This is a genomic window from Glycomyces amatae (assembly GCF_020991375.1).
GTDB classification, from domain to species: domain Bacteria; phylum Actinomycetota; class Actinomycetes; order Mycobacteriales; family Micromonosporaceae; genus Glycomyces; species Glycomyces amatae.
Map to the genome: position 1 here is coordinate 13,131 of NZ_JAJLQZ010000008.1, position 19,714 is coordinate 32,844.

Annotated in this window: 14 protein-coding genes; 5 read left to right on the forward strand and 9 right to left on the reverse strand. The window is 72.1% G+C overall.

Annotation, left to right across the window (positions count from 1 at the left end; all coding sequences use genetic code 11):
• Positions 1-71 precede the first annotated feature (71 nt).
• Together LO763_RS14130 and LO763_RS14135 are read right to left on the reverse strand one after the other, a co-directional pair.
• Complete coding sequence (locus LO763_RS14130) at positions 72-2,024, reverse strand: serine/threonine protein kinase (protein ID WP_230603158.1); 1,953 nt, start codon at positions 2,022-2,024, stop codon at positions 72-74.
• 111 nt (positions 2,025-2,135) lie between these two features.
• On the reverse strand, positions 2,136-5,969 hold the full coding sequence (locus LO763_RS14135; RefSeq protein ID WP_230603161.1) for an adenylate/guanylate cyclase domain-containing protein: 3,834 nt from the start codon (positions 5,967-5,969) through the stop codon (positions 2,136-2,138).
• Positions 5,970-6,273: 304 nt separating this feature from the next.
• Between LO763_RS14135 and LO763_RS14140 the strand changes: the two genes are divergently transcribed.
• Both LO763_RS14140 and LO763_RS14145 read left to right on the forward strand, forming a co-directional pair.
• Entirely contained in the window at positions 6,274-7,338 is a 1,065-nt protein-coding gene (locus LO763_RS14140; RefSeq protein WP_230603164.1) for a hypothetical protein, read from the forward strand.
• The gene (locus tag LO763_RS14145) at positions 7,335-7,796 is read left to right on the forward strand and encodes a hypothetical protein (RefSeq protein WP_230603165.1); all 462 of its coding nucleotides are present in this window, start codon (positions 7,335-7,337) and stop codon (positions 7,794-7,796) included. Before LO763_RS14140 ends, LO763_RS14145 begins: the two co-directional genes overlap by 4 nt.
• 86 nt (positions 7,797-7,882) lie before the next feature.
• Here the strand turns inward: LO763_RS14145 and LO763_RS14150 are convergent, their stop codons facing one another.
• From LO763_RS14150 to LO763_RS14165, 4 genes are all read right to left on the reverse strand, one after another.
• Positions 7,883-8,056: a hypothetical protein gene (locus LO763_RS14150; RefSeq protein ID WP_230603167.1), complete on the reverse strand. Its 174-nt coding sequence runs from the start codon at positions 8,054-8,056 to the stop codon at positions 7,883-7,885.
• 80 nt (positions 8,057-8,136) lie between these two features.
• Positions 8,137-9,258 carry a GuaB3 family IMP dehydrogenase-related protein gene (locus LO763_RS14155; protein WP_230603168.1) on the reverse strand — a complete coding sequence of 374 codons (1,122 nt, stop codon included), beginning with the start codon at positions 9,256-9,258 and terminating at the stop codon, positions 8,137-8,139.
• A 24-nt stretch (positions 9,259-9,282) separates the two neighbouring features.
• Positions 9,283-10,851 carry an IMP dehydrogenase gene (gene guaB / locus LO763_RS14160; protein ID WP_255672459.1) on the reverse strand — a complete coding sequence of 523 codons (1,569 nt, stop codon included), beginning with the start codon at positions 10,849-10,851 and terminating at the stop codon, positions 9,283-9,285.
• 251 nt (positions 10,852-11,102) lie between these two features.
• Complete coding sequence (locus LO763_RS14165) at positions 11,103-11,270, reverse strand: hypothetical protein (RefSeq protein WP_230603170.1); 168 nt, start codon at positions 11,268-11,270, stop codon at positions 11,103-11,105.
• A gap of 203 nt (positions 11,271-11,473) precedes the next feature.
• Here LO763_RS14165 and LO763_RS14170 point away from each other — a divergent pair, with 203 nt between their 5' ends.
• Positions 11,474-11,845 carry a DUF5319 family protein gene (locus tag LO763_RS14170; protein WP_230603172.1) on the forward strand — a complete coding sequence of 124 codons (372 nt, stop codon included), beginning with the start codon at positions 11,474-11,476 and terminating at the stop codon, positions 11,843-11,845.
• Positions 11,846-11,900: 55 nt separating this feature from the next.
• Here LO763_RS14170 and LO763_RS14175 read toward each other — a convergent pair whose 3' ends face one another.
• Positions 11,901-14,231, reverse strand: a complete 2,331-nt coding sequence (locus LO763_RS14175; protein ID WP_230603174.1) for a protein kinase domain-containing protein — start codon at positions 14,229-14,231, stop codon at positions 11,901-11,903.
• Positions 14,212-15,276, reverse strand: a complete 1,065-nt coding sequence (locus LO763_RS14180; RefSeq protein WP_230603175.1) for a patatin-like phospholipase family protein — start codon at positions 15,274-15,276, stop codon at positions 14,212-14,214. The genes LO763_RS14175 and LO763_RS14180 overlap by 20 nt, the downstream gene beginning before the upstream one ends.
• 150 nt (positions 15,277-15,426) lie before the next feature.
• Between LO763_RS14180 and LO763_RS14185 the strand changes: the two genes are divergently transcribed.
• The gene (locus LO763_RS14185; protein WP_230603177.1) at positions 15,427-16,581 is read left to right on the forward strand and encodes an amidase; all 1,155 of its coding nucleotides are present in this window, start codon (positions 15,427-15,429) and stop codon (positions 16,579-16,581) included.
• A gap of 183 nt (positions 16,582-16,764) precedes the next feature.
• Here LO763_RS14185 and LO763_RS29860 read toward each other — a convergent pair whose 3' ends face one another.
• Positions 16,765-17,385, reverse strand: coding sequence for a helix-turn-helix transcriptional regulator (locus tag LO763_RS29860; RefSeq protein ID WP_230603179.1), 621 nt, complete (start codon positions 17,383-17,385; stop codon positions 16,765-16,767).
• Between the two features lie 185 nt (positions 17,386-17,570).
• Between LO763_RS29860 and LO763_RS14195 the strand changes: the two genes are divergently transcribed.
• Positions 17,571-19,307, forward strand: coding sequence for an ABC-ATPase domain-containing protein (locus LO763_RS14195; RefSeq protein ID WP_230603181.1), 1,737 nt, complete (start codon positions 17,571-17,573; stop codon positions 19,305-19,307).
• Positions 19,308-19,714: the final 407 nt, after the last annotated feature.

Sequence of the window (19,714 nt, forward strand, 5' to 3'; positions counted from 1 at the left end):
CCGGCACCAGAGGTGGTGCCGGGGCCCTTTCGGTCGTTCCCGGTCGGCCGCTTCGCGTCCGGTTGCGGAGCTCAGCCGCGGGCGAAGAGCGCGCCCGAGGCCTCGGTGCCGTCCTTGAGCTGGGCGACGCACAGGAAGGTGCCGTCGCCGGGGAGGTGGACGTCGGTGGTCCAGTAGACGGAGTCGCCGCCGACGAGCTGGGAGAGCGGGCCGTCCTCGCGTTCACCGGCGACGCACGCCTCGGCGACGGAGGCGTCGGCGCGCGCGGCCTCGGCGTCCTCGACGCCCTCGGGGAGCGAACCGGTCGCGTAGGCCTCCCACTGGTGGGCGCCTTCGCAGTTGGCCGAGGCGAACTCCGCGTCGAAGCAGGCCGGCTCGGTGACGCACCCGGCGCCGGCGACGTCGAGCGTGCACTCGCTGACGTAGTCCTCGGCCATGGACTGCTCGGCGAGGTCGGTCGGCTCGTCGCCGCCGAAGAGCCACACGCCGCCGACGATGAGCAGGCCCAGGACCACCAGGCCCGCGGCGCCCATGCCGATGAGGCGCCCGAGGCCGGAGCCGCCGTCGCCCTCCTTGAGGCGGCGTTCGCGGCGGGTCAGACCGGACTCGTTGCGGGCCACCGGGACCGGGAGGCGCGAGTCGTGGTCGTCGCGGTCGCGGGTGCCGCCGGAGGTGAAGGACTGCCATTTGGCGGTCTCGTTCCCGAAGCCGTCGTCCTCGGGGAACACCGGGTCCGGGGGGCTCACGGCGGGACCGGCGGCCGCGGTCCCCTCGGGGACGAGGAGCGGGGCGCGTTCGGGGACGATGAGGGAGGGCCGCTCCGGAACGATGAGGGCGGGCCGCTCGGGGCTGATCGGCGAGACGAACGGGGGCCCCGCCTGCGTCTCGACCGGGTGGGTGGGGATGCGGCCGCGGCGCTTGCCGGGGGCCAGGCGCAGCGTCGAGGGCGCGTCCGGGATGACCGGCGGGTCGAGGTCGGCGCGGCCGGGGGCGGCGCCGCGGGCCTCGGCCCTCGGCGGCGAGGCGTAGGCGCCGTACACGCCGACCCCCTGGGGCGCGGGGGAGACCGGGGTGCGCAGCGAGCCGTCGTCGGTGACGCGCTGGATGATGCCGGTGGACGCCTCGGGGATGCTCGCGAGGAACTCGCGGAACTCGACCGCGGTGGGGCGGCCCTCCGGGTTGTTGATGAGCGCCGTGCGCAGCATCTCGAGCAGCAGGGGCGATATACCGGGGATCGCCGGGATCGGCTGGTCGAACAGGGCCGCGACCTGGTTGATGTCGGGGACGCCGTCCGAGGGGAAGCGCGGCGGGTTGCCGCTGAGCATCGTGTAGAGCGTGGCCGCGAGCGAGTAGACGTCGGCGCTGGGGCCCGCCTCGCGCATCTGGAAGACCTCCAGCGGCGCGTACGCCGGGGTGGCCATCGTGGAGACGGGCTCGCCGGGGCGCGGCACGGGGATGAGGCTGGAGAGGCCGAAGTCGGCCAGGACGGCGTGGCCGGTGTGGTTCACCAGGAGGTTCGCGGGCTTGACGTCGCGGTGGACGATCCCGGCCTCGTGCGCCGCGGCGAGGGCGTCGGCGATGCGGATGCCGATCTCGATGGTCCGGTGCGGCGGGATCGTGGTGTGGCGGTCGAGCAGGTCGGCGACCGACCCGCGGCAGCGCTCCATGACCACGTACGGGTTGGCCTGGTGGGTGAGGCCCGCGGACAGCATCTTGACCACGCACGGGTGGTCGGACAGGCGCCCGGCGGTCTGGACCTCGTGGCGGAAGCGCTCGAGCCCCGCGTCGTCGGTGAGCGGCCGGGCCTCGATCTTGACGGCGACCTCGGCGCCGTCGTCGAAGCGCGTGGCGCTGTAGACGGTGGAGTAGGCGCCGCGGTCGATCTCGGTGAAGCCGGTGAGGCGCTCGATCCCCTGGAGGAGGGCTTCGGGGTCGGGTTCGACGCGGAGGCCGGGAGGGGCGAGGGGGACGCCGGCGGAGGGGTGGGGACCGGTTGGAGCACCGTAGGACGAGATGGTGTCCACTGGATACAGCCTCCGTTCTCGGCGACGCACGGCCGTGGAGCAGCCTGGCGTCGGGCCTGATGCGGTTCGGTGCGGTTCGGTGCACGCGTGGGTGCGGGGTACGTTCCGAGCCTAGGTCGGCAAGATCGGATCTGGGGGTTCCGAGTCATGGGACCTTTTGGGAATAACGGTACGGCAACGCGCCCACGTTTCTGTATACCCCTGGACGAAAAGGCACCGACAACTGGCCGAACGGATGATGTGTCGCTCGCCGAGGGCGAAGTGGCGGTGGCGCATAGTGAATGCATCCCCCGTGCGGCGCGCGGGAGGACGGGCGGCCCGACTGGAACGGGCCCCGGCCGACACGGCCGGAGCTCGAAAGGGCCGCCCGTCCGCCCGTCGCGTCTTTTTCATGCCTTCAGCATCCCAGCCGCCGGGCCGGTGCGCGGCAGACAGGGAGTGCGTCGTCTCGCAGGGCGCCGGCCGGGCGCCGCGGCGGTCGGGACGGCGGGTCCGAAGGGCGCGCGGTGAGGCGATCGCCTGCGGCCGGGACGGCGGGCAGTGCCGCGAACCGCGCCGTAAGGCGGTCACGCTGCGGTCGAGGTAGCCCTCGGCCCAGGCGGTGGCCTCGGGGTCCTCGCCGAAGGACTTCAGCGCGATCGCGGCCCACCTGGCGGCCTCGTCGCGCTGCCCGTCCTCGTCGAGCAGGCGGGCGTAGCGGGCCACGATGGCGCGGCGCGACCGGCCCAGTGACGGCTCGTCGTAGTGGGCCGCGAGGGGGGCCAGCATCCGCAGGGCCTCGTCGCGGTCGCCCTTGGCGGCGCGCACCTCCGCCAGGAGCGCGGTGTTGGCCGCGCGGCCCGGCTCGAGCACGTCGTCGGTGACGAGCGCGAGCGCCTCCTCGGCGGCGGCCTCCGCGGTCGCGGGGTCGCCCGCTTCGAGGGCGCAGCGGCCTCTGAGGTTGTGCGCCAAGGAGATCAGCAGCGGGTGGCCGGTCTTCGCGCCGTACTCCTCGGCGGTCGCGGCGAGGTCGAGGGCGTGGTCGAGGGCGCCGATCGAGCGGGCCGCGAGGGCCCGCACGTACTTGGCGAAGCCGCGGCCCCAGTCGTCGTCGATGCGCTCGAAGTCGCGGAAGGACTTGCGGGCGGCCGCGTCCGCGCCGGCCGGGTTGCCGAGGCCGACCTGGGCCGCGGCGCCGGTGGCGCGCAGGAGCCCCACGGCGAACACGTCGCCCGAGCGCTCGCCGATCGGCATGAACACGTCCGAGAGGCGCTTCGCCTCGGTGAAGCGCCCGGCCATGAGCAGGGCGAACGCCGAGACGCCGCGGACCCAGGCGCGGCCGACGAGGTCCATCTGGCGCGCGAAGGCTTTCGCGGCCTCCCGCAGGACGTCGTCGGCGCCGTCGAAGTCGCCGCGGGCCACCAGGACCCAGGCGCGGTGCTGGAGGGCCCACGCGAGGCGCCGGTCGTCGCCGACGCCGTACGCGACGTCGTAGGCGTCGAGGAAGCGGGCCTCGGCCTCCGAGAGGTGCCCGGCGAGGAAGTCGAGCAGGCCGATGCGGCACTGCGCGTCGCAGCGGGGCCCCGCGAGGCCCTCGCGCCGCGACAGCGCCAGCGCGGCGGTCCACGCCGTGCGGGCGTCCTGGAGCTCGCCCTTGTAGCGGTGGAGGCGACCGCGCAGCAGCAGGAGCTGCGCGACGAGCTCGGCCTCGTCCTCGGGGAAGTCGTCGCCGAAGAGCCGCCCGGACGGGTGCTCCTCGTGGTCGTCGGCGGGGACGATGAGGCCGATGTCGACGGCGAGGCCCTCGATCTCGGCCTCGGCCTCGACGGTGCGGCCCAGGCGGGTCAGGGCCCGGCCGCGCAGGAGGCGGTCGTCGTACGAGAGCGGCGCGAGGCGCTCGACGCCGTTGAGCAGGGCCACGGCGCGCTCGGGCTCGGAGGCGTCCATGGCGCGGGCGGCCTGCTTGCGGACGGCCTCGACCGCGAGCGGGAGGACGTTCCAGACCTCGTCGAGCGCCTCGATCTCGACCTCTTTGGCGAGGGTGACGGCCTGCTCGGCGTGGAAGACGACGAGGTCGTCGGCGCTCTGACCCTCGAGCTCGGTGTCGGCGGCCCAGCGGGCGATCTCGGCGTGCGCGTGCGCGGCGTCGGCCTTGCCGATCGGGGCGTAGGCGGCCTGGCGCAGCAGCGGGGTCACGAAGCGGTAGCCGCCGTAGGAGCGGCGGCGCAGCATGCGGCGGTCGAGGAGCTCCTGGAGGGCGCGGTCGAACTCGCCGGGGACCTCCTTCTCGAGCAGCTGCGCGGCCTCGGGGGGCACGGCGTCGCCGAAGATCGAGGCGGCGCGCAGGAGCGAGCGGGCCGCGGGGCTGAGCGCGTCGATGCGGGCGCCGAGGACCTGCGCGAGGTCGCGCGAGAGGACGCGGCCGGTGAGGGACCCGGCGGCGAGGCGCCAGTGGTCGCCCGCGTCGGTGAGCAGGCCCTGCTCGGTGAGGAGGGTGACGAGCTCGGCGAGGTAGTACGGGTTGCCCTGGGCGAAGCCGAGGAGGCGGTCCTCGTCGGGCTTGGGCATGCGGCCGCCGCCGAGGAACTCGCGCAGCAGGCGCGCGGCGTCGGCGCCCGCCAGCGGCGGCAGCGGGTGGACCTCGGCCTCGGAGATGCGGGTGAGGACGCCCGAGGAGCGGGTGAGCTCGGGGCGGCCGTAGAGGATCACGAGCACGGGGCCGTGGATCTTGGAGAGGGCGACGCCGAGGGCGTCGATGCCGTCGAGGGAGGCGGTGTGGAGGTCGTCGATGTTGAGCACGAGCGGGCCCTGGGTGGCCATGTGCGTGATGAGCTCGGCGACCGCCTCGGGGATCGTGTAGGCGTCGGACTGCTGGCCGGTGAAGCCGCCGACGCGGTCGGCGGCGCCGGGGCGGCCGTGGCCCAGGAGCCCGAGCAGGAGCGTGATGTTGAGGCGGCACTCGCCGTGGTCGGGGTGGCCGTCGGCGATGCGGCGGATCTTGGCCTCGGCGGTGGCGCGGTCGTCGTCGAAGCGCAGGCCCGCGGCCTTGCGGACGAGGTCGGCGAGGGGCCCGAAGCGGCGGCCCTCGCCGTAGGGGGCGACACGGACGGTGAGGACGCGGGCGCCGCGCTCGGTGGCGATGGTGCGCACCTCGCGGGCGAAGCGGGTCTTGCCCATGCCGGCCTCGGCGGTGTGGATGAGGACCAGGGGCTCGCCGCGGTCGATGACGGCCTCGAGGCGGCCGGTGACGCGGCCGATCTCGGCGTCCCGGCCGATGAACGGCGCGGTGTCGCCGAGGCTGGCGCGGGTGCCGGGCTCGTCCTCGAGGCCCAGGAGCTGGAACACCTCGACGGGCTCGCGCTTGCCTTTGAGGCGCACGGGCGTGAGGCGGCGCCAGGCGGCGGCGTGCTTGGTGGCGCGCATGGTCTCGGCGCCGGCCCAAACGGTGCCGACGGAGGCGACCGCGCAGATCCGCGCGGCGGTGTTCACGGTGTCGCCGATGACGGTGTACTCGAGGTTCGCCTGCATGCCGGCGACGACGAGGCCGGAATAGAGCCCGATGCGCAGGCCGATGGGGAGGCCGCCGCCGGACTCGGCCTTGAGCAGGCGGCGGACGCGCTTCTGCATGGCCTGGGCGGCGCGGACGGCGCGCTCGGCGTCGTCCTCGTGGGAGAGCGGGGCGCCGAAGACGGCCATGAGGCCGTCGCCCATGAGCTTGTCGACGTGGCCGCCGAACTCGTTGACGGCGGAGACGCACTCGGCGAGGAGGCGGTCGGTCACGGACGAGACGCGCTCGGGGTCGAGGGTCTCGGACCAGGTCGTGAAGTCGGAGAGGTCGCCGAAGAGCACCGTGACGTAGCGGCGCTCCGTCTGCGGAGCGGTCGCCTCTGGGGACAGCGGCGCACCGCAGTTGTGGCAGTAGCGCGCGCCGGGCACGGTGGGCACGGAGCAGAACGGGCAGGTCACAGCAGCACCAACGATGCAAGGCGGGTGTGTTGTTCCCCACTCCTTGTGGGAATGGGGTGCTTCTTGCGCTTCACGCTGGCAAGGATACGTGGCCTAGCTGACAGCTGCCTGTGTGCGGACCCACAAACCACCGGTAAGCGGACAGGTCCTCACACGAACAGAGGACCCGGCCCACACACCCCGCGGACCTCGTCGAGCCCGATGGGAAACGCGAGGGCGCAGACCCCATGAACACCGCGGACCCCGATAAAATCAGCGGTACCGAGCCGGCCCCTCGCGGCTCCGCAGACGAAAGACACCCCATATGGCCCCACCCTCGGACCTGCCGACCGCACCCCCGATCCCGGACGACGAGATGGCGCGGTTCCGGAAACGCCCGAAGCCGGACCGGACCGCCCCGGACGCGTCCGAGCGAAACGTCGTCACCGTCCGCTACAAGCGCCGCCTGCTCTGGTGGGTGGTCGCGATCGCGTGGCCCCTGACCCCCGTGACGTTCGTACTCGGCATCTACCTCATGGTGTCCTTCGAACTCGACAGCAGCGTCCCCACGTTCCTCCTGAACTTCCCACCGCTGTACGCCGCGGCCTTCGGCACTTACCTCCTGACGCGGAAGGACCTTCTCACCTACGACGTCCGCCATGGGTGGATCGGGGGTGTCGCGGGTCGTTCGGCGCTCAATCGGTGGCGCGACGGGGACCGCATCGAATACTCGGTCCCGCTCGGGCGACTGGAGCTCATCCGCGCGAACGGCAGACGACGTGTCCTCTTCCGCAGCGGATACCTCGTCGACCGCGCCTCCTGGACCGCGTTCGTCGACGTCTTCCTGGCGCACCAGAACACCCGGGCAGAAGACCACCGGGACACCGGTGCCGAACCCCGACACCCGTCGGCACCGCAACCGGGCCTCGGGCCCGCGGTCAGGGTCGGCGTCCGCTGGCGGTTCTTCGGCGCCGTGCTGCTCGCCGGACTGGCGCTCGTAGCGTTCAACGTCGCCATCTGGGCCGACGCCGAGCGCAGTGGGGCCGACTACGACTTCTTCGGGCTCTTGACGGTCATGGCCGGCGGGTACGTCCTCTTCGGCGTGCTCCCGATCGTCTGCAATCCGGTGCTCGCCTACGAGTCGGGGTCCGACCGGGTCAGTGTCAAGACGCGAGGGCTCCCGGCCCGCGGGTTCCCGCGCCCCGGCTTCGAGCGGCTCGAGCACTCGGTCTACGACGGCGTCCTCTACGAGGTGCGGGCCGACGGCAAGCGGCGGCGGGTGGCCAGGGGATGGGCGCGCGACCAGGCGGCGTGGAAGACCTTCGTCGACCGGTTCATGCGGGACCAGGCGGCCGCCGAAAGCCGTTCCACCGGTGGTGAGGACCGGTGATCAAGGTACGAGCGAACCGATTCCGCTGCCTGTCGATCGCGATCACCGGTCTCATCTTGTCCGCCGGCCTCATCCTGTTCGATCCCGAAGACGTCGATTCGGCAGCCGAGGACCTGTCGCGCGCAGGCGGGATCCTGTGCTTGAACCTGGCGATCTACTGCCTCACGCCGCTCCTTCGCCGCTGGTACTTCACCTACGACCTGCGAAGCAGAACGGTGACGGCTTCGGGTAGGTGGAGGAGCAGGGGGGTCTACCCCTGGCGGGGATTCGACCGGATCGAGTACTCGGTGTACGACGCCGGGGTCTATGAGGTCGCGGCAAGCGGGAAGCGGCGCCGGCTGCCGGTCGTTCGGTGGTTCGCCGATCGGAAGGACTGGGCGAACCTGGCCGACATCCTGCTCGAGCACCAGGCCGAGCGACAGGATGCCGATCGGCGTCCGAAATCCGTGGGCGAGTAGGGCGGGGTCGACCGGTCCGGCATTCTGGTCACTTCACTCTCGGCGTTTTGATCACTTCGACCTCAGCGTTTTGAGCAATAGAGAGGTCAACGGCCCGTTTCCATCGGACGGCTAAACGAACCGCTGACCGATCGCGCTTTGCTCCCGTCGCGGGCAGGGTCGCCCAGCGCGAGTCGGGCGCGCAGCCAGGTGAGCACCTCGACGGCCCGCGCTTCGTCGAGGCCGTCTATCAAGCGGTGCAGCAGTTCTTTGCTCGTCACTTCGACGTCTCCCGATTCTCGGCTGGTACGAACGAGGCCCGGGCCGCTTTCGCGGGCCCGGGCCTCGTTCGACTTCTTGCTTATGCGGTGACCAGGCTGGCCTTCTGGAATTCCTTCACGGTGGTGTAGCCGGTCTTGGCCATGGCCCGGCGCAGGCCGCCGAAGAGGTTCTGGCTGCCGTCCGAGCTGTTGCTCGGGCCGTACAGGATCGCCTCCAGGTCCGGGACCTCCACGTCGCCGGAGTCGCCCGGGCGGAAGCGCCCGCGCGGGAGCTTCGGGTGGGACGCGGCGGAGTGCCACCAGGCGCCCGCCGCCGGGGACTCGGCCGCGTCCGCGAGGATCGAGCCGAGCATGACCGCGTCCGCGCCGCACGCGACGGCCTTCGCGATCGCGCCCGAGTTGGTCACCTCGCCGTCGGCGATGAGGTGCACGTAGCGCCCGCCGGTCTCGTCCAGGTAGTCGCGCCGGGCCGCGGCGGCCTCGACGATGGCCGAGGCCATCGGCACGTCGATGCCGAGCACGGTGTCGGTGGTCGACCAGTCGTCGGAGCCGACCCCGACGATGACGCCCGCCGCGCCGGTGCGCATCAGGTGCATCGCGGTCTTGTAGTTCGTGGCCCCGCCGACGACGACGGGGACGTCCAGGTCCGCGATGAACTGCTTCAGGTTGAGCACGTCGCCGCCGGAGGAGACGTGCTCCGCGGAGACGATGGTGCCCTGGATGACCAGCAGGTCCACCCCGGCCTCGACCGCGAGCGGCGCGAGTTCGGCGGTGTGCTGCGGGCTGAAGCGGATCGCGGTGGTGATGCCGCCGGCGCGGATCTCGGCGATCCGCTCGGCGACGAGCTCGGGCTTGACGGGCTCGGCGTAGACCTCCTGGAGGCGCTCGATCGCGTTCTCCGCCGGGGTGTCCGCGAGCTCCTTGAGCAGCGAGGTCGGGTCGACGTAGCGGCACCAGAGCCCCTCGCCGTTCAGGACGCCCAGGCCGCCGAGGCGGCCCATCTCGATCACCGAGGCCGGGCTCATCGTCGCGTCGGACGGGTGCGCCACGGCGGGGATCTCGAACCGGTAGGCGTCGAGCTGCCATTCGGTGGACACATCGTCGATGTCCCTGGTCCGCCGGGTCGGCACGAGCGCCACTTCGGACAGACGCCAGCCGCGCGCCACGATCTTGCCGGGGCCGATCTCGACCAATTCCCGCACAGTCTCTCCTCCTACCGGGCCCGACTACCGCGTGTGGTAGTTGGGCGCTTCAACAGTCATCTGGATGTCGTGCGGGTGGCTCTCCTTGAGGCCCGCAGCGGTGATCCGGACCAGACGCCCGCGCTCATGCATCGCCTCGATGGTACCGGCCCCGGTGTAGCCCATGGCACTGCGCAGTCCGCCCACGAGCTGGTAGACCACCTGTGCGAGAGTCCCGCGGTACGGCACCTGTCCCTCGACGCCCTCGGGGACGAGCTTGTCGTTCGACTCGACGCCGCCCTGGAAGTAGCGGTCCTTGGAGTAGGACCGGGCCTCGCCGCGGGACTGCATGGCGCCCAAGGAGCCCATGCCGCGGTAGGACTTGAACTGCTTGCCGTTCATGTAGATGAGCTCGCCGGGGCTCTCGGCGCAGCCGGCGAACAGCTGGCCCATCATCACCGAGGAGGCGCCGGCGACGATGGCCTTGGCGATGTCGCCGGAGTACTGGATGCCGCCGTCGGCGATGACCGGGACGCCCCGCTCGCGGGCGGCGCGCACGGTGTCCATGATCGCGGAGACCTGCGGGGCGCCCACGCCCGCGACCACGCGGGTGGTGCAGATGGCGCCGGGCCCGACGCCGACCTTGACGCCGTCGGCGCCCGCGTCGATCATGGCGTTCGCGGCCTCGGCGGTGACGATGTTGCCGCCGATGATGTCGACCTTGTCGCCGAAGTCCTTGGAGACGCGCGCGATCATGTCGAGCACGCCGCGGGAGTGGCCGTGCGCCGAGTCGACGGACAGGACGTCGATCCCGGCCTCGACGAGCTGGCCGGCGCGGGCGTACTGGTCGTCGCCGACGCCGATCGCGCCGCCGACGCGCAGGCGCCCGACGCCGTCCTTGGACGCGTTCGGGAACTCCTCGCGCTTGGAGAAGTCCTTGACGGTGATGAGGCCCCGCAGGTGGCCCTCGGCGTCGACGATCGGGAGCTTCTCGATCTTGTTGCGCTTGAGCAGCTCCAGGGCCTCCTCGCTGGAGACGCCCTCGGGGGCGGTCACCAGGTCGCGGGAGGTCATGACGGAGGCCACGGTCACGGTCATGTCGCTCTCGAAGCGCATGTCGCGGTTGGTGACGATGCCGATGAGCTTGCCGTCCTCGTCGGTGACGGGGAGGCCGGAGATGCGGTACTTGCCGCAGAGCTTGTCGACCTGCTCGAGCGTGTCGTGCGGGGAGCAGGTGACCGGGTCGGCGACCATGCCGGACTCGGAGCGCTTGACGAGGTCGACCTGCTGGGCCTGCTCCTCGGCGGACATGTTGCGGTGCAGGATGCCCAGGCCGCCGAGGCGGGCCATGGCGATGGCCATGCGGGCCTCGGTGACGGTGTCCATCGCGGCCGTCAGCAGCGGCACCGAGATGCGGATGTTGCGGGTGAGCTGGGAGGAGGTGTCGACCTCGGACGGGATCACGTCGGATTCGCCGGGCAAGAGCAGCACGTCGTCGAAGGTCAGGCCGAGCGGGATGGCACCGACCGAGCCCATCGGCACCGTGGTGCCGCCGACACGCTCACCGGTGGCACCCTCGTGCCCCTGAATTCCGAAATCGCCTGAGAACGCCATGGGCCAATGGTAGTGCCGCGAGCTGCGCCGCTTCGAGGTGCACACGGCCCCTGAGGTGTGATTCGCAGCGGGCGCCGGGGCCCGGTGAGGGGGTCATGGGACGTGCCCGTCGCGGCGGAGCGGTGATCCTACAGGATATATCCTATAGGATTCTGAGTACCCGGTTCCGGGAAGACGGGAACGGCGGCCCTACGGCGTCCGCGCCGCCCGGCCCCGCGGAACGGGACCGGGCGCGGAGTGAACGCGGCGGGCTACTCGATCAGGTCGCCGACCTCTTCGGAGACGACGTCCCAGGCCTCGGTGGCGCCGTCGCTGACGTCCTCCCACACTTCGCCCGCGTCGATGTCGCCGATCGCGTCGGCGACACTGTCGACGACGTCGTCGAAGATCTCCTCGGCGCCCTCGGTGAACTCATCCATTGCCGTCTCCTTGTGTCGGTCGGTTGGCTTGCGGCCCATGTTAATGAGCAGGGCCCGCGTTGTCAGCACCCGGCGGCGACAGTGGCACGCATCCGGGAGGAGGCGGCGCCGCGGCCGGCCCGCGCCCCCGGGCCCGGCGCCGTCCGGGGGATCCGCCGCGCCGGAGCCCTGGCGGGATCGCTCCCGGGCGTTAGGCTTGAACCGTGTATGAGGAGCCTCGCGACCCGTTCGCCGACGATCCCGACCACGCGGAGGCGCTCGCCCCGTTCGAACCCGAGCTGGACGACGACGACCGCGCCGACCTCCTCGAAGACCTCCACGAACTGGAGATGTTCGAGAAGGTGCTGCATCCGCAGGGATTCCGGGGCGTCGTCGTCGACTGCGCCGACTGCGACGAGCCGCACTACTTCACGTGGGGCCTGCTCATGGCGAACCTGCGCGGCCTCCTGGAGGCCAACTGCGCGCAGGTCCACGAGCCGGCCTTCGATCCCGACCCCGCGCACTACGTGACCTGGGACTACGCCCGGGGGTTCTCCGACTGCTGGCTCAAGCAGCATGGCGAGGACCCCGCGTGAGCGGCGGTGTTCAGGAACGTCGTTCCCGCCCGGCAGGTCTCCCTGAACACCGCGGTCAGCCCACGGCCTCCTTGACCGGGTCGGGCGCCCGCGGCCCCGGGGTCCGCGCGGTCCGCCGCTCGGCCTCCCCCGCCTCCAGCACGTCGAGCCGCTCGGCGGCGAGGATCGCCCGGGTGAGCCCGGCCCGCACGTACGGCGCGTCGGTCCCGGAGTTCTTGAAGTACCAGATGCCGATGTTGATCAGTCCGATCGCGATGGCGTACATGAGCTCGTCCTGGAGCCGGTCGTTGTAGAGGAAGATCCCGATGACGATCACCGGCGCGGAGTAGAGCCAGGCCGTGGGCGCCCACGACGCCAGGCGCTCCAGCGTCATGATCTCCCCTCTGGGGACGGTCGAGAGCCCGGCCCTGCGGGCCCGCGCGTTCGCGTCGCGCGCGAACCACAGGCACGCCGAGACCATCGTCGCCACCGTGACGATCCCCAGCGGGCAGAAGATGACCCACCAGCGCCGCTGCACCAGCGTCGGCAGCAGGATGTACACGAACGGGAAGATCGCCGCGGCCCGCATCATGAACGAGGCCGCGGCCGTGCGCACGCCCTTCCACCCGCGCCGGCGCAGCGCCGAATGCGGCGTCATGTCGGCGAAGATGTTCATGTAGCACCGCAGGCCGGGCAGGGCGTAGGTGAACGCGACGATCCGCACCGGCAGGTTGCCCCAGGCGTCCGAGATCGGGTAGTCGGCGGCGCGGAAGTCGTCGAAGAACGGCACGCGCTGGTCCCCCGAGCGATTGAGCAGGCCGTTGGCGTACTCCACCCACTTCGCCTGCCAGAAGAAGTCGAAGTCCCGCGCCGTCCAGGTGAGCACCAGCGCCACCGTCGCCCACGCCAGCGCCGCGCAGACGATCGCCCAGCGTTTGAGCCGCTTCGCCTGCCGCAGGTGGTGGACCTGCATCGGATGCCTCGCCTTGTCGATCCTCTTCGCCTGCCTGCGGCGGACCTTCCAGATGGCGCGCTGCCGCTGGACCGCGTCGGCACCGGGAACGATGCTCTTCAGGCGGCGCCACGGCGTCTTGGGCTTCTCGGCCTCCGCCGCCTCGAGCACCTCGACCTCGCGCAGGAAGAGGTCGCGGATCTCCTTGAAGCGGGCGGGGCCGGGTCCGATGCCGGAGACGATCAGGCGCCGGTCGGGGTCGGCGTCGAGCAGGTCCTCGAGGAGCCTCGCGAGGCCCACCGAGGCGACGTAGAACTGGTCGGGCACCGTGCCGTCCGTCGTGCGGGGTATGCCGCCGATCGCGATGAGCACCATGCCGACCGAGTAGAGGTCGGCCTGCGGGCCGCCCGTGCCGTTGGCCTTGACCTCGGGCGCGACGTACCCGGCCTCGACGGGTTCGGCCCCCGGGAGCGTGCGGGTGTGGAGGAAGTTCACGCCGAGGTCGATGATCTTGAACTTGACGGTGGTGGCGTTCTCGGCCTGGACGATGATGTTCGACGGGGTGAGGTCGTTGTGGTGGCCGACCTTCTGCGCCAGTACGGCCATCGCCTCCAGCAGGGCCGCGCCGAGGACGCGCAGCTGCCCGGCGTCGACGGCCCGCAGGATCTCGGACCGCGGAGCCTTGCGGCCCTTGGCGATCTCACGGAGGTGGTCGGTGAGGGTCGGCCCCTCGACGAAGTCCATGAGCACCCAGCTCTCATGGCTGGCCCACACCGTGACCAGGGGCGACTCCTTGGAGTGGACGCCGCCGAAGTCACGCTGGTAGTCCTCGGTGGCCTTGACGATCGCCGGGATGCGCAGGTACGGGTAGATGAGGCATTTCAGGGCGTGGCGCTCGGCGCGGCCGACCGCGGGGGCCACCGAGGACGCGGAGATGATGATCGAGGTCGTGCCGTGGCGGTGGAACGCCATGGTGTCGAAGTCGATCGTGGTCCAGACCGCCGCCGCCCCGCCGGTCTTCCCGGAGGGCGCGTAGAGCCGCCTGAGGGCCTCCTGCACGTGGGGGTCGGCGACGAGCCTGCGGCACAGCTCGTCCGGCGACCGCCCGGCGATCCCGACGCTCTCGTACGCCTCGCCGTGGTAGCGCATCCGGTCCGAGCGGTGCATCGAGATCAGCGTGAGCAGGAAGAACCCGAGGTAGCCGGTGGTCGTGGAGCTCACCCGGTCGTCGGCTTCGGGATCGGACCACCAGGCCCACAGCTCGTCGATCTCGGTGGGCCGGGCGGTTGCGAACCGGTCGGCGTAGGCGCGCTCGTCGAGCGGCACGTCGAGCAGCGCGGCATGCCAGTCGTCGGTCTTCCAGCGGTCGACTCCCGTTGCGGCGGCCCGGTCGTCCCGGCGGCCGGTGAGGTGCGCGCAGGCGGCGGCGAGGAGGTCAACCGATGCGTTCGCCATCGGCGGTCCTCACGGTGACGAGGCGGGGCACGGAGCGGAAGGAGCCGTCGCGGAGCTCGGCGAGCGGTATCCCCTGGATCGCGGCGCTCATGACGGCGTGCGCATGCCGGGCGGCGGTGATGAGCGTGTCGCGCGATTGCGTCTGGTTCCCGACCTCCCGCATCCACGGCAGCGGCGCGAGGTCGAGGACCTGCGGGCCGTCGCCGGGCTCGGTCATCCACTGCTGCAGCCGCCTTCGCTGCGTGCGGTACTGGAACTGGGACGCGGCGTAGGCCTTGCCGAGGCCCTTGCGGAGCCGTTCCAGATAGGCGACGGAGTAACGGCGGCCGGGTGAGAGGCGGGTGGGCGGGGCCTTGATCGGCTTGGTGCTGAGGGAGAGCACGTGGGTGCAGCCGTCGTCCAGCGCGAGGAGGTGGGGGTGCGCGGTGAGCACGCCGCCGTCGATGGCGCGCCGGTCCCTGAAGACGCCGGTCCCGGGAACGGCGACGGGCATCCAGCAGCTCGCCTTCAGGGCGGACTTCAGGTCCTCCCTGGACTCGAATTCGCTCGGGCTGATCGCGGTGAGCTCGTCCACCAGGCTGATCGCGACGTGGAACTCGGTCGGGTTCTTCAGGACCTGCTCGTAGTCGAGCGGCTTGACCTTCTCCAGGACTTCGTCGAAGGCGTAGTCGAGGTTGAGCATCGGGCGGTTGGTGAACATCTGCCGCATGTCCACGAACCTGCGCGTGCAGAGGTCGTCGAAGTAGATCGTCAGCGGGTACCAGCAGTCGCCGCCCGCCAGGAAGTAGGCGGCGTTGATCGAACCGGACGAGGTGCTGTAGACGGCGTCGAACACCGGGCGCAGCCCCAGGTCGTCGAGGGCGACGAGCATCGCGGCGGAGGTGACCCCGCGCATCCCGCCGCCTTCGACGGCCAGGCCGAGCCTGAAGCCGTCGGCGCGCGCGCCGGGCGCCGAGCCGGCCGCCCGGCGGGCCCGGATCACTTCGAGGACGGGGTGATCGTCGTTCCAGTACCGGTCGGCATCGGACGCATGCGGATAGGACAATTCGGCCTCGCTCAGGGGGGTGTGGTGGAGCGGCGGAATCGGATTGTCCTCAGAATAGCGTTGAGGGCCGCAATGCGCGGTCCCGCCGCGCGGCACCGCCTGTCCGGTCCGGTCGGCCCCGCGGTTCTCCGGAGGAGGAGACTCGAGGCCATGTCTGACCCGTTCATCCGGACCTTCGAGGACGCCGGCCGCGAAGGGCCCCTCGCGGGGCTGCGCCTGGCCGTCAAGGACCTGTTCGACCTGGCCGGGACGCCCACCGGCGCCGGGAATCCGCGGTGGCTCGAGACGCACGGCGTCCCGGACGAGGACGCCGCGGCGGTGGCGCTGCTGCGCGGCGCCGGGGCGCGGGCGGTCGGCAAGACGATCACCGACGAGCTCGCGTGGAGCCTCAACGGCACCAACGCGCACTACGGGACGCCCGACAACCCGGCCGCGCCCGGGCGCGTGCCCGGCGGGTCCTCGTCGGGGTCGGCGTCGGCGGTCGCGCTCGGGCTGGCCGACATCGGGCTCGGCACCGACACCGGCGGCTCGATCCGCGTCCCGGCCTCCTACTGCGGGCTGTACGGGCTGCGCCCGACCCACGGGCGGGTGAGCCTGGAGGGGGCGGTGCCGCTCGCGCCGACGTTCGACACGGCCGGGGTCCTCGCGCGGGACGCGGGCACGCTCGCGGCGGCCATGGGCGTGCTCCTGGGCGAACCGGAGGAGGGCGCGCCGATCACGCGGCTGCTGGTGCCCGAGGACGTGTGGGACGAGATCGCAGGCCCGGTGCGGGCCGCGGTCATGCCCGCGGTCGAAGCGCTCGGGATCGACGTCGACCCGTCGCCGCTGTTCGCGGGCGGGCTCGAAGGCGCGGCCGAGGCGGCGGCCTCGCCGCTGGAGACCGCCAGGGTCGCGTACGCGACCCTCCAGGCGTGGGAGGCCTGGCAGGCGCACGGCGCGTGGATCGAGGCGGAGGGCCCCGAGTTCGGGCCGGGCGTCAAGGCCCGGTTCGCGAACGCGTCGCTGATCGGCAGCGACGCGGTCACCGCGGCCGGGAGGGTCCGCAGCGGCGTCGTCGCACTGGTCAGGGACCGGATCCCCGCGGGCACGACCCTCGCGCTGCCCGCCGCGCCCGGGCCCGCCCCCCGCATCGGGCGCGAGCCCGACCGGGAGGCGATCGTGCGCTTGACGTGCATTGCGGGACTGTCCGGGGCTCCGGCCCTCGCCGTCCCCGCCGGCGCGGTGGACGGCGCGCCGGTGGGTCTGCAGCTCGTCGCCACTCCGGGAGGCGACGAGGTCCTGCTGGAACTGGCCGACCGCCGCTGAACCGCCGGGGGCGGCGTGAGCGGTCGCCTTGCGCGCCTTCGTCTCCGTGCTTCCCACATGCACGGATCATCTGGCGCGCGAGGATCGGTGAGGACCGGCCGTGCGGAGCCCTGCCGAACTCCCGCGGCCCGAAGCGCTCTTCCTGCCGGCCGGAGCGCTGAAGTCCTCAATGGATGGGACGGGTCAGCAGACCAGTCCCGAGCGGAAGGCCTCGGCCACCGCGTGGGCGCGGTCGCGCGCGCCGAGCTTGCGGAACATGCGCCGCGCATGGGTCTTGACGGTGTCCTCGGAGACGAACAGGTCGCGTCCGATCTCGGCGTTCGACTTGCCCTCGCTCATGCCGCGCAGGACCTGGAGCTCGCGTTCGGTGAGCTTCATGCCCTGGAGGGTCGAGCGCTGGCGGGGGACGGTCTCCGTGACGCGCTGGAGGGTCGGCGAGGCGAACATGATCGCCTGCGCCAGGGCGACCAGCAGGTCGTCGGAGTTGTTGGACGGCGTGCGGATGACGCCCCGGGCGCCCGCGGCGACCACCATGGCGGCCGTGCGGGGGTCGGCGGCGCCGGACAGGAGGACGCCGGTCCGGGGCGAGCGGGTGCGGACGGTCTTGACGAACTTGACCGGGTCGGGGGCGGCGAGCGCCACGTCGACCAGCACCACGTCCACTTGGCGGCGGCCGAGTTCGAGGAAGAGCTCGGGCGACCCCTCGACCGACTTGACCGCCTGCGCGAGTCCCATCCGGGTGGCGCAGGCCGAGATCTTCTGTCCGGCTTGAGGGGTCTTGACACAGACCAGTACGGTTCTCACTTTATTCTACCTTTCGCTGCGGTAGGCCGTGCATGTCTGTATCCAGCACGCAGGCGGTCCGCCGCCATGACGCGGATTCGCGCGATTTTTTCGAGTGACTTTTCGAGGTACCGGGGATGAGGCGCGGACGCACGGCGCTCGGTTCGCTGACGCGGAGGCCTCGTCCCTGATGGAAAACTGGGGGCATGACACAGCGAAGAGTCGGACGACAGCACCGGGCCGGGTCCCGCGATTTTGATGATCAACGTTCGCATCCACCTCGCCATGACCTGTCTAACGAACTAACGGCCCTGGAAGGTACGAGTTACGGCCGATATAAATCCCTGCGCGGCAAATGGTGGACGGATGCGGCGGTTCTGGACATCGTGAAGGTCCAGTCGGATCCGTACGCACCGCCCAGTCGTATCGAACTGCGTTTCGATGCCGAGGCGGCGGACCTGCTGTCCGACTGGCACGCCACGCCCGAGCGGCGCCGGGCGCTCGCGGTGCTCCTCGCCAAGCGGCTGCGAAGCGCTTGCCGGACAAGGGACCTGCGGATCGACTCGGGCGGGCAGGAGATCCTGGCGCGGTCCTCGTGCGAGGTCGGCGAGGACGGCTCGGTGGTGTTCCGCCTCGGCGCGCAGCTGCCGGGGCACGGGCGGCGCATCGCCGGGCGGGAGGCGGCGCGGCTGCTGTGCGGGCTGCTGCCGGACGCCGCCGACGACGCGCTCGCGGTGGGCGAGGAGGAGGCCGGGCGGTGGGTGCGGCACGCCGACGACGTCGCCGCGCTGCGCGAGCAGGTCGCCGCGCGGGGCTTGGTCGCGTTCGTCGCGGACGGGTCGATGCTCGCGCGGCGCTCGGGGGTGGACGACCGGCCGCTGGAGGCGGGCGTGCCGTTCGCGAGCCCCGGGTCGATGGCGGTCGAGTTCACGCTGCCGCACGCCGGGACGGTGCGGGGCATGGGGATCGGACCGGGCGTGACGCTCGTCGTCGGCGGCGGGTTCCACGGCAAGTCGACCCTGCTGCGGGCCTTGGAGGCCGGGGTGTGGGACCACGTGCCGGGGGACGGCCGGGACTTCGTGGTGGCCGACCGGGGCGCGGTGAAGGTCCGCGCCGAGGACGGCCGGGCCGTCACGGGCGTCGACGTGCACGCGTTCGTCGACCGGCTGCCGTCCGGGGACGACACGCGGCGCTTCACGACCGAGAACGCCTCGGGCTCGACGTCGCAGGCCGCGTCCGTGGTGGAGGCGCTCGAGGCGGGCTCGCGGGTGCTGCTCATCGACGAGGACACGGCCGCGACGAACCTGATGATCCGCGACGCGCGGATGCAGGAGCTGGTCGCCAAGGACCGCGAGCCGCTGACGCCGCTGGTGGACCTGGTGCGGTCGATGGCCGACGACCACGGGGTCGCCGTGATCCTGGTGATGGGCGGCTCGGGCGACTACATGGACGTGGCCGACCGGGTGGTCCTCATGGACGCCTACCGGCCCGAGGACGTCACGGAGCGGGCGAGGGCCCTGGCGGCGAGGCCGACCGGGCGGCGCGTGGAGGCCGAGGGGTTCCGGATGCCGCGCGAGCGGGTGATCGACCCGCGGTCGGTGTCCTCGGAGGCGCGGGGCAAGCAGCGGATCAAGGCCGAGGGCACGGACGGGCTCCGCTTCGGTGAGTCCGAAGTGGACGTCAGGTCGGTGGAGCAGATCACCGACCCGTCGATGACCGCCGGGATCGGCCTGGCGATCGAGGCGGCCGTGCGGGAGGACTGGATCGACGGGAAGGCCACGGTCGCCGAGGCGCTGGACCGCTTGGAGGAGGCACTCGGCGCGGACGGGGCGGCGGCGCTGCTGCGGATCCGGGACGTCGACTTGGCGGTGCCGCGGCGGCACGAGGTGGCCGCGACGCTGAACCGGATGCGGGAGCTGCGGGTGCGGCAGAGCGGAGAGTGACCGGAGCGCTTGCGGCCGTGAGGGTCCGCTTACTCGGGAGGCACTGGCGATACCGCTGAAAGCGGGCGTAAAAGTGCCTTCGCGGCTCCGATCCCCAAAGGCCGCGAAGGCACTTGAACTCTATCGGTTTCCCGACAGTTACGCGACCAAGTGTCGGGATGTTGACACTTGGGGTTCCAGCCGAGGCCGCTGCCAGGGCCTCCGCAGGGGACCGTGCGTCGGGACGGGCGCATTCCGGTCCGGAGGGCCGAGCCGAGGCGGTGTGGCCGAACGAGCACGGTCCGCGGTCGAGGCGGCGGGTCCGGGCCTGCCCGTCCTCATCCGCGGACTGGTGCCCGAGGCGCGGTCCGCGGCGGGTCGGCCCGGTGCACGGGGCCCGGGCGCGTTCGCCGGAAGGGCTCCGGACG